Below are 9,786 nucleotides of genomic sequence, written 5' to 3'. Positions count from 1 at the left end.
AGCATTTGAAAGCCATCACCAAGTACCGTTGCCTGACGCTCAAACTGAAAATCCGTTGAGAACAGTGCGTAGTGTGAGCCGAATGGATCATTACTTAAGCCTTGGAAGCGAAAGTGGACTTCGTTGCCCTCTGCCACCGCATCAAGATCGCGGCTCGGCACATACAGCACCTGCTCGTTATCTAATCGAATCACTTGGCCCATCTCGTTACCTCTCACCACAACGATTGACATTACAGCACTGCTCACCATGCCTGTCTAACCAACAAATCTATTGCAAATCACACTTTTATCACTATATGTGATGGTTTTTGTTTTCGCCAAATTTCGGTGCAACGAAAAATGCCGCTTCACAGGAAGCGGCATTGACCATACAAAACGCATTGAACGTTAGAACTGGTAGTTAAATTCGATGCGGTGATCGCCTTTCGCGTAGTTGACGTTCTCGTTCCAGTTGGCAAAGTAACGAACGTTGGCGCGTGGGTTGATTTGGTAAGAGACCGCCGCTTCGTGCGCGTACAGGGTATCTTCACCTGCACCAAAAGCATTGTCTTTGTAGAAGCTTGAGCCAGACATGGTGCCTAGGTACATTGGGTTGTAGTTGATCCAGATGCTCTCAGTCACTTCGATTTTGCTGTACATACCCACAACATAGAATGTGCCGTGAATGTCCCAGCGATCTTGCGCTTGGTTGTCTGTCGCAGCTTGGGGATTTTCACCAAATGCGACGCCCGCTCCTGCCAATGGGTAGAAGTTTACCGGGCCCATTTTAGGCAACGCTTGAATAAAACTGTAAGAGACGCTGCCTTGAGTACCCATTGCCTCGCCGTTTGGCGTTGTGTTTTGGAATCCAAGATTCACGTCCACCTGCGAGCCACGACCGTTAGTCATATCCACGCTGAAGTGGCGGTAGCGTAAACTATCGATGCTGTTGTCGTTGTCTGAACGTGTGCCGCCATTCCAGCCAAGATCTTCACCAAGGAAGCCTTTCACCTCTGCGATGTGCATCGCCATCGTGGTTGGATTGCCGGTGTCGTACGCTTGACCGAGTTTCAGGTTCAGACCTTTGTCGGTATAACCGACACCCGCCTGGGTATAGACCGCCAACGGATCCGACATGTCCTGCACATCTTCATTGGCTACTGCATTAAAGTGCACCAACGACAACGCGCTCAGTGCGAATAGAGGTTTGTTGCTCATCGCCATCTCCACAAAGTTGTTCAGCGATGTCCCTTTCACTGATTATTGGAATTAAACGTGGCGAATTATGCGGTTATCGTGCTCGAACTGATAGGAATAACCATTATTCCCAAAACAGGGAGTGATCAGGTCACTAAAATAGGAAAAGACCAGCGCGATGCTGGTCTTTGCTGGCTACATGGGTGCTACATGACCTCAATCGGCCCGCCGAAGGCGGTCACTGGCGGTAATGTGCCGGTGTATTTTTCGAAGTCCACCAGACAAGTGTTAGCAGAGGTCGCTTGCGCTAGCTCAGAGGACGGGATGTCTTGAGTCAGCGTATTCGGATCGCCGTAGGTATCCAACGCGCCCACTTTTTCGTTGAGTGGCCCATACCATGCGCCCTCTTCGATACGTACCACGCCTGGGGCGTAGCTATCGGTCAACACGGCGCCAGCAAGTAGCTGACCTCGGCCGTTGAACACTCGAACCACATCGCCCTCTTTGATGCCTTTGCGTTTAGCATCGGTTGGGTTGATGTAGATAGGCTCACGCCCTTGCACCGCGTAGGTCGCACGAAACGCTTCTGATTCACACATCTGTGAGTGCAGACGCTTGTCCGGATGGCACGATTGTAGCCAGTAAGGGTACTGCTCTGAACCAGGGCCGCCGTGCGAGCGCTCGGATTTTTCAAACCACATCGGGTGTTCTTGGCAGAACTCATAGCCCATATTACCGATAGTGCGGCTGGTGATTTCAATAAAGCCCGATGGCGTGCCCAGCGCGTTGATTTCCGGGTCTTCACGGAACGAAGCGTGACGAACCCAAGGTTGACCTTGACCAAAATCGAGGAAACCTTGCTGCCAGAACACGTCAAATTCAGGCATGTCAAACTTGCCTTTGTTGGCTTCACGGCAGTTATCATAGAGCGATTTTACCCACTCCATCTCGCTCATACCACGCGTGTAATCCTCAGAACGGCCCCAACGGCGCGTCAGTTCCGTCATGATGTCAAAGTCGGTTTTCGACTGGAACAACGGATCAACCAGCTTATGCATAGCGATTAAGCCACGGCCAGAGTACGCACCGTAACCATCAATATCGTTACGCTCAAACTGAGTACAGGCGGGCAAGACGATGTCAGCGTGACGGCAAGTGGCCGTCCAAGCAAAGTCAATCGCTACCACGGTTTGCAGTGTTTTGAACGCTTGGCGCATTTTGTTGCGGTCTTGATGGTGATGCCAAGGGTTGTTGCCACTGAACACCATCATTTTGATGTCGGGCAGAGTGACCACAGCACCATTGGCGTTGATCTGCTTACCCGGCTCGAGCAAGGCATCCACCCAACGCGCCACTGGAATCACGCGGCTATAGCCGTTGAAATCTTGATTGGTATGTTTCGGCTCTTGACCTTGATCGATGTTGAGCGGAAACGATCCTGGCGCGGCAAATCCCGTCGAGGATACACCGATACCTGAGTAATGGTGGCCGTAAGAGATACCGCCACCAGGCAAACCAATCTGCCCCACCATTGCAGCAATCACGGCGCACATCCAATATGGCTGCTCACCGTGCTCCTGACGTTGGATACTCCAACCGACCAAAATCTGAGTGCGGCCATTCACAAGCATACGCGCAAATTGGCGAATCTCGTCGGCGGATGCGCCGCAAATCTCTGCCGCCCACTCGGGTGTTTTTTCGACCTTGTCTTTAGTCTTACCTTGCACGTAGTCAATAAACTCTTCAAAACCGAGGCAGTAGGTATCAATGAAGGCTTTGTCGTACAGATCTTCGTTGTACAGCACGTGCGCGATTGCAAGCATAAAAGGCACATCCGTTTGCGGGTGGATGTATTGCAACTCATTACCTAGATAGCGCGCAGTTTTGTTGCGTACTGGATCAACGGAGATGACATTGACGCGCTTCTGCGCGACTTTTTCTTTCAACTGCTCAAGATAGGCAAACGACTCGTGCGTTTCACATGTCCAGCCCACTTGTAGGTTTTTGACCGGATCGTTACCCCACAACACGATGTTGTCGCTGTTTTCGAGGATCAGATCCCATGATGTGCCTTGCGCGTACACCTCGGTGGAACCCAACACATAAGGCAAAATAGTTTGCCCCGCGCCGGTTGAATAGTCGCCGACCTTTTTCACGGAGTAACCATGCAAACCCATCGCACGCTGCATATGGTTGTTACAGCTGTGCATCTGACCGGTTTGACGCCAACCAGTTTGTCCAGTGTGCAAAGCCCAAGGGCCATACTCTTTTTGCACGCGTTCCAACTCACGATAGAAGAGATCCAGAGCCTCATCCCAAGTGACTCGAACAAAACGGTTGTTGCCGCGTGTATCGGTCGAGTACTTATGCTTTTTCAACCAATCCAAACGCACCATAGGGTAGCGTACACGAGAGGGGCTGTAGATGATCCCTTTGATGCCATTTAGCATATCGGTTGGGTACTTATCGACTTCAAGCGGCTTGATTTCTTGTACTTTCCCGCCCCAGATACGGGCGCGAAATGCGCCCCAGTGTGAGCCAGATACCTTCCAGGTACCCTCCACTTCTCCGGCGTGCGCCGCAGCCGACGTCAATAAGCTCGGCCCAATCAAGGAGGCAGCACTGGTTCCCGCGACACCTTTTAGAAAACTTCTTCTTGTGATTGCCATTATTTGTTACTCCATTGCCGCGAATTAGTGGTGACCATCTGAGAAATCAGAAGAGTGTTTTTGCAGGTATTTGAGCACTAAGGCTTCGGTATCAGTGTCAAAGTTGACGAAGGCAATCATGCCATCGAGCATCCCCACCCAGCCATTGGCACTAAAGTGCGCCTCATCAGGCTGCGTATGACACGTCGAGCAGTTGGTTTGATACGCTTGGCCGGCAGCGCTCCAAATCGGCTCGAAATCCGAGACCATCGACTCTTTTTTCATCCACAAGTCCACGGCCACTTTTTCCCATGGCAAACCCGTGAGTTGGTCTTCTTTGCTTTCCCCTGTCACCACTTGGTCACCTTGAGAAACATCGCGCGTCAAAATGGCCGTTGAGATGTTCATACCAAAATCTTCTTGAATGACACGTCCAAAGCCTTTCGCCTTGCGCCAGCCGTCGATCTCTACTTTGATCATGTCGCCCTTCGTTTCCACAATCGCCACTTGGCTTGCTGGGCTAAGTAGGCCCGCTTCGGTGGTCGCGCTTTCGTCGGTATAGAGAGGCAAGTGACGAATCGAAACCACAGAGTTGCCCACATTGTATGAGGTGCCGTTAGCGACCTGTTCAAGATCCCCCACAATGCCGCTCGCCGCTTCCATATTGTTCGGTAAGTGGTGCGCAATGCCTTTGTGACAATCCACACAGCTTTGATCGCGCTCAGCCGCGGATTGCATTTGAATGCGCGCGGTTGGCGACATCAAATCAAAATCCATCGATTCGTAGTTGTGACAGTTTTTACACTCCAGTGATCCATTGGCCGAGAAACGGTCCCATTCGTGACGGGCTAACTCAAGACGGCGCGCTTCAAATTTCTCAGGCGTATCGAGATCACCAAACACCTGCGCAAACACCTCTTTGGAGGCCTGCATTTTACGTGCAATTTTATCCGTCCAGTTGTGAGGTACGTGACAGTCAGGACAGGTTGCGCGAACCCCTGAATGATTTTTCCAGTGCACGGTTTCTTGCAGCTCAACATAGACGTTGTCACGCATGGTGTGACAACTGATACAGAACTCTTCGGTGTTGGTCGCTTCTAGCGCTGTGTTGAATCCACCCCAGAAAATCACCCCAGCAATAAAGCCACCCATGGTGAGCACACCTAGGCTGATATGAACTGCAGGGCGAGTCATGGTTCGCCACAGCTTAACAATTAGTGCTTTCATCATTCTTTCTCTTTCATCTTATTCTTAACGTCAGTGATGGTTCTTGGTTTAACCGTGCGTTCCCGGTGGTCCCATGAAAAAGACCTGTAGCATCCAGACGATGAATCCGTATCCACCCACCAGTACGACACTCAACACGGGGAAAAGAATCACTGTGATGAAGAGGAACGATTTCCACTCCAAGGAGCGCTTTTCGCCACTCTCTATTTTCTTAACATTACTCATACATTTGCCTGCCCTGTCACTGATGCTCACTTTGAGCGCTGATCGATACGCACAAATTTCGTACAACTGATAGACGTAATGGTAGACCACACATTCTGTGGGGTTCAATCGAATTCAAGCCCATCACAGCGACTATTCGACACTTTTTTGAGCTGACACAGAGATGTGATGGATTGCGATTTTATGTGTTAAATAAGGTGCATTTGTGAAGAAATATGAACAAGAAGAAAGAGTTAAAAAACGGTTACTCACATAACATTTCACTTTCAAACTGGCTTAAAAAACGTAAGCCTGAGCGCTCAACTTCCCAACAAATTGTTAAATTATTATTAGTGAGAAACGGGAATGACGGGCTCAATCCGAGCGCAGCGGCCAATCTGTCACAATGAACGCAATGGTGTAGAATAAACGCGAATATGGAGATGAATAATGAGCAGTGTGGTGGATATTCCTTGGCCCATTCTTGGGCTGTTTTTTCTTACTTTGAGCGTTCCGCTCTCTATCAGTCGCTACTATCAACTGAACATTGGCAAAGATGCGCTCATAGGCGTCGCGAGAATGACGCTGCAACTGGCCCTTGTTGGGGTCTATCTCGAATACCTGTTTGAACTCAATAGCCCGCTGGTCAATGTGCTCTGGCTCGCCGTGATGATTTTGATTGGCGCCAGTTCCATCATCAACAAAGCGCGTTTACCTCGCCGCCCATTAATGGCGGTCGTCACCACAAGCCTCATCGTCGGCCTGACGCCAGTGTTGCTGATTATCACCGCTTTGGTGGTGAAACCCACGCCGTTTTATCACGCTCAGTACTTAATTCCGCTCGCTGGCATGCTACTGGGCAACAGTTTGAGCGGCAATATCGTCGCGCTGCAACATTTTTACACCGCCTTTGAGCAGCGCAATTCCGAGTACCAAGCGGCGATCTCACTAGGGGCGCCACCCAGCTTTGCTACCCTGCCTTTTGTTCGCGAAGCGATTCAAAAATCCGTGGCACCCACATTAGCCTCAATGACCACCAGCGGACTGGTGACGTTACCAGGGATGATGACTGGTCAAATTTTAGGCGGAGCAAGCCCTATCATTGCGATCAAATACCAAGTGATGATCATGGTAGCGATATTTGTCATGATGACCATCTCCATTACCACCACGCTTCGGCTGAATATTGCGGTCAACTTTACCCAATCGGGTCAAACACGGGTCAAAAGGATCGAGCCTGAACAGGAATAGATCTTATCCACAGATTCTGTGGATAACCGTGGTGATACCTAGCCTTGGTCGAGACGAAAAACGTAAATTTTGACGATTATAGAAAAATTCCTTTACTTTCATCCGAGTATGATTTATTTCGATAACTGTAATAAACAGGTCACAAAATGACCATAGGATGCAATCGGTAACTGCAAAGGAGTGTTGTTATGATAGTTAATCCATTACATCAAGTGTGCGATCAAGAAGAGGTAGGCAGTGAAGAGCTGCGTGATTGGCTGGTCTCTTTGCCCAAAGAACTGCTGCCATTTGATGAGCCCTATCATCAAAGCCTCGATTAATCAGAGACGATACGAAAAAACCTAGCGCGAGCTAGGTTTTTTGACTCAACTAAACATCCAGACGGTGTTTCTAAATGTGATCAAATTCAAGCACTAAAAATAAGGAAATAAGATTTAGCTTTCAGAAGTGATCATTGGCCACTAAAAAAGAGTGGTTGAGCTAACAAAACTCGCCGCAAGGCGTTGTTCTAACGGGGCTGGGCGCTTATGGTGAGATCGACGATAGAAACAGAAGGAAACCGTCTATGAAATACTCCAGCGAGCACCTTTCTGAACTGAATCTCTTACTTCAGTTCGATATCAGCAGCGCAGCGACTGGCATCAAAGTGCACCACGAGGCGTCGCAAGAGATGCAATCCGCGGTGGCTCGTCTGTATCAAAAGGGGCTTTGTACGCTACCTGATGGTGGCTACCTGACGGACGAAGGCATTGAAGTGGCCGAGCACGCTGATAAGATTCTTCGAGTGCTGTGCAGCTAATTATCCGCCACGGGTAACTGAGTCACGTTACCCGGTTCTTGTTGTCTTTTCTGAACACTGGCCGCGATCGACAGTGGATCGACTTTGGCGAGGCCTTGATTAAAGATGTCTCGCCACTTGCGCCCCTCTTCACTGTTGTTAAACGCCAAAAAGAGATCTTTTTCTGCCAATAAGGTGGGGTTCATTCGCAACCGCTTTGATAATAAGGCAGAGCGAGAATCACGCCGAATCAAAAAATCGAGCACATTGGCATCAATCACCGCCGCATCCAATCGCCCTTTTGCCACTTTATAGACATTACGTAAATCATCGAGTGTCTCTTCCACTGTGAGGGAGCCGGAAGCGACCATCTGATCAAATTCTGGTGTATTGACATAGCCTTTCACGGTTCCAAGGCGGTATTGAGTGAGATCGCTGAGTGTGCTCCAACGAATGGGGGATTGGGTATTTTCCACCAGCCCTAGCGGACCGCGACCAATCGGGTCTGAAAACACAAACTCTTGTGTATCAAAATAATATTCGGGGAAGTAACCGATGTACTGGGCTTTGCGACTGGCCGTCGTCACCGTTCTGACCCAAGGCTTGAACTCAACCACTAACTGGTAGCCCATGGCGGCAAACGCTTCCTTGGCAATGGCGACGGAGACACCCTGCTCAATCATCTCTTCACCTGAATACGGTGGCCAGTTGAGTGACGTCATCACGACACGTTGATTAGCCTGTACCTGCCATGTCAGTAACAACAGAGCAAACCACCACTTGATCATCTTACCTTCCTTTTTCAACGCCTTCGCAGCCATCGCTATTCAAGCCAGTGACATCCAAGGTTTGGCGCCCATTGCCAACCCATTGTCTCACTTTTAATAATAGCGTGATTGACTCAATTCGCTAGATTCATTTTAGCCAACACCTCTGCGTGGCCTTGCGATACGGTTGCGAACACTTTCACAATGCTTTTCATTGCACCTAACGCAAGATAGAGTAAAGGAAACAAATGAAGGAAGGATGTCATGAGTCATATAGCGGTTATTGGCGGCGGATGGTTAGGTCGCCCACTTGCTCAATACTTGGAATCCATTGGCCATCAGGTGTCGGTCAGCCGCACCAGTAAGGCAGGGGCAGATGAGCTCAAAGCAGCGCACCTCGATGGCTTTATCTGCCAGCTCGAGAGTCCGCAGTCTGAGGTGGAACGCTCACTCAGCGCGATTCAACCTTCGATCGTGATCGGTTGTTTTCCGCCAGGTTTTCGTAAAGGTAAGGGTGATGAATACGCCGAGCAGTGGAAAAAACTCGCCACAGCCTGTGTCAATATCGGGGTCAACAAGCTGGTAATGGTCAGCTCGACCACGGTTTACCCATCAGTGGCGAAAGAGATGTATGAGGACGACGCGACGTTAGCATTGGCCAACACGCACAGTACCTTTTCTGACAATGCCAAAATCATGCTCCGTGCTGAGCAACACGTTCAAGATTCTGGGTTGCGTTTTGCCATCGTTCGTTGCAGCGGTCTTATTGGCCCTGAGCGTCACCCTTCTCGATTTGCAGCCAAGCTTCGCCAAGTGAGTCGCCTTGCGCCCGCCAATATGATTCACCTAGTTGATGCCATAGGTGCTGTCAGCTTTGCAGCCCTGCATGACAACAATATGGTGGTCAATGCCACGACGCCAAATACCGTGAGCAAAGCGCAATTTTATCAAACTGCGTTAGAAAGAGCTGGGCTGTCAGAGCCCCTACCACCGATTGTCGACGTGGAAGATAAACGGATTATGGCGGACCGTTTGCTAGAGCTCGGTTACCGTTTTCATTTCCAACATACGCTAGAGGCGCTGTGAGTCACACCATGAGACTGTATCAACATCTTGAGCACCTATGGGCGTATATGGGACTCAACCAACCGTTAGAGCGTTGTGATGGTTTGTTGGTTCTCGGCAGTAACGATGTGCGTGTTGCAGAGCACGCCGCAAAGCTCTACCTCGACGGCTGGGCCAAGACGGTAATCTTCAGCGGCGGTGCCGGGCGCTTGACGCAGGGTCTGTTTGCCGACAGTGAAGCCGACACCTTTGCTCAAATTGCCATCGATATGGGCGTTCCACGCCGTGATATTGTGATAGAAAGCCAAGCCACGAATACCGGCGAAAACCTGCTGTTTAGTGCTGAAAAGCTCCAACGATTGAACATTCAGCTCGATTCGATTCTATTGGTACAAAAACCGTATATGGAGCGGCGCTGCTATGCTGCGTTTTTAAAACAGTGGCCTCTACCCTATCGGCAGGTGTTCGTCACTTCGCCGGCATTAACAGTCTGGGACTATTTCAATGAAGAGATTGACCTTGACACCACAGTGCGGGCAATGCTTGGCGATTTCGAGCGAATAAAAACCTATCCACAGCTTGGGTTTCAGGTCGAGCAAGTGGTGCCAGATTCCGTCGAACAGGCGTATCGTGCACTCAAAGCCATCTTTGATTGAACGACAGTTTAG

General features: G+C 49.9%; 10 protein-coding genes and 1 pseudogene. 5 read left to right on the top strand and 6 right to left on the bottom strand.

Annotation, left to right across the window (positions count from 1 at the left end; genetic code table 11):
- The 5 genes and pseudogenes from AC6R1O_RS17215 to torE form a co-directional block, all read right to left on the bottom strand.
- Positions 1-233 (bottom strand): annotated as a pseudogene (locus AC6R1O_RS17215) (hypothetical protein); the annotation flags it as partial.
- A 156-nt stretch (positions 234-389) separates the two neighbouring features.
- Entirely contained in the window at positions 390-1,199 is an 810-nt protein-coding gene (locus tag AC6R1O_RS17210; protein WP_500657484.1) for a hypothetical protein, read from the bottom strand.
- 185 nt (positions 1,200-1,384) lie between these two features.
- Entirely contained in the window at positions 1,385-3,847 is a 2,463-nt protein-coding gene (gene torA / locus AC6R1O_RS17205; RefSeq protein ID WP_500657483.1) for a trimethylamine-N-oxide reductase TorA, read from the bottom strand.
- A gap of 24 nt (positions 3,848-3,871) precedes the next feature.
- Positions 3,872-5,053: a pentaheme c-type cytochrome TorC gene (gene torC, locus AC6R1O_RS17200; protein ID WP_500657485.1), complete on the bottom strand. Its 1,182-nt coding sequence runs from the start codon at positions 5,051-5,053 to the stop codon at positions 3,872-3,874.
- A 48-nt stretch (positions 5,054-5,101) separates the two neighbouring features.
- Complete coding sequence (gene torE / locus AC6R1O_RS17195) at positions 5,102-5,278, bottom strand: trimethylamine N-oxide reductase system protein TorE (protein ID WP_500631929.1); 177 nt, start codon at positions 5,276-5,278, stop codon at positions 5,102-5,104.
- A 429-nt stretch (positions 5,279-5,707) separates the two neighbouring features.
- Here torE and AC6R1O_RS17190 point away from each other — a divergent pair, with 429 nt between their 5' ends.
- The 3 genes from AC6R1O_RS17190 (at position 5,708) to AC6R1O_RS17180 (ending at position 7,307) form a co-directional block, all read left to right on the top strand.
- Positions 5,708-6,508, top strand: a complete 801-nt coding sequence (locus AC6R1O_RS17190) for an ABC transporter permease (RefSeq protein WP_500657482.1) — start codon at positions 5,708-5,710, stop codon at positions 6,506-6,508.
- Between the two features lie 188 nt (positions 6,509-6,696).
- Entirely contained in the window at positions 6,697-6,828 is a 132-nt protein-coding gene (locus tag AC6R1O_RS17185) for a hypothetical protein (protein ID WP_487902670.1), read from the top strand.
- A 245-nt stretch (positions 6,829-7,073) separates the two neighbouring features.
- Complete coding sequence (locus AC6R1O_RS17180; protein ID WP_334550984.1) at positions 7,074-7,307, top strand: TIGR02647 family protein; 234 nt, start codon at positions 7,074-7,076, stop codon at positions 7,305-7,307.
- Here the strand turns inward: AC6R1O_RS17180 and AC6R1O_RS17175 are convergent.
- Positions 7,304-8,074 (bottom strand): substrate-binding periplasmic protein, encoded by a 771-nt coding sequence (locus AC6R1O_RS17175; protein ID WP_500631927.1) that lies wholly within the window; start codon positions 8,072-8,074, stop codon positions 7,304-7,306. The genes AC6R1O_RS17180 and AC6R1O_RS17175 overlap by 4 nt on opposite strands.
- Positions 8,075-8,317: 243 nt before the next feature.
- Between AC6R1O_RS17175 and AC6R1O_RS17170 the strand changes: the two genes are divergently transcribed.
- Both AC6R1O_RS17170 and AC6R1O_RS17165 read left to right on the top strand, forming a co-directional pair.
- The gene (locus tag AC6R1O_RS17170; protein WP_500657481.1) at positions 8,318-9,139 is read left to right on the top strand and encodes an NAD-dependent epimerase/dehydratase family protein; all 822 of its coding nucleotides are present in this window, start codon (positions 8,318-8,320) and stop codon (positions 9,137-9,139) included.
- A gap of 8 nt (positions 9,140-9,147) precedes the next feature.
- On the top strand, positions 9,148-9,774 hold the full coding sequence (locus tag AC6R1O_RS17165; RefSeq protein WP_500657480.1) for a YdcF family protein: 627 nt from the start codon (positions 9,148-9,150) through the stop codon (positions 9,772-9,774).
- The last annotated feature ends 12 nt before the right edge of the window (positions 9,775-9,786 follow it).

It is taken from the genome of Vibrio sp. R11-SG3-ISO3-SZ, from assembly GCF_059834345.1.
This window is presented reverse-complemented; position numbering and strand designations above follow the sequence as displayed.

What these genes read in the sequence shown, in the direction of transcription:
- AC6R1O_RS17210 (WP_500657484.1), bottom strand. Translation starts at nt 1,199, where the DNA reads ATGAGCAACAAACCTCTATTCGCACTGAGCGCGTTGTCGTTGGTGCAC.
- torA (WP_500657483.1), bottom strand. Translation starts at nt 3,847, where the DNA reads ATGGCAATCACAAGAAGAAGTTTTCTAAAAGGTGTCGCGGGAACCAGT.
- torC (WP_500657485.1), bottom strand. Translation starts at nt 5,053, where the DNA reads ATGAAAGCACTAATTGTTAAGCTGTGGCGAACCATGACTCGCCCTGCA.
- torE (WP_500631929.1), bottom strand. Translation starts at nt 5,278, where the DNA reads ATGAGTAATGTTAAGAAAATAGAGAGTGGCGAAAAGCGCTCCTTGGAG.
- AC6R1O_RS17190 (WP_500657482.1), top strand. Translation starts at nt 5,708, where the DNA reads ATGAGCAGTGTGGTGGATATTCCTTGGCCCATTCTTGGGCTGTTTTTT.
- AC6R1O_RS17185 (WP_487902670.1), top strand. Translation starts at nt 6,697, where the DNA reads ATGATAGTTAATCCATTACATCAAGTGTGCGATCAAGAAGAGGTAGGC.
- AC6R1O_RS17180 (WP_334550984.1), top strand. Translation starts at nt 7,074, where the DNA reads ATGAAATACTCCAGCGAGCACCTTTCTGAACTGAATCTCTTACTTCAG.
- AC6R1O_RS17175 (WP_500631927.1), bottom strand. Translation starts at nt 8,074, where the DNA reads ATGATCAAGTGGTGGTTTGCTCTGTTGTTACTGACATGGCAGGTACAG.
- AC6R1O_RS17170 (WP_500657481.1), top strand. Translation starts at nt 8,318, where the DNA reads ATGAGTCATATAGCGGTTATTGGCGGCGGATGGTTAGGTCGCCCACTT.
- AC6R1O_RS17165 (WP_500657480.1), top strand. Translation starts at nt 9,148, where the DNA reads ATGAGACTGTATCAACATCTTGAGCACCTATGGGCGTATATGGGACTC.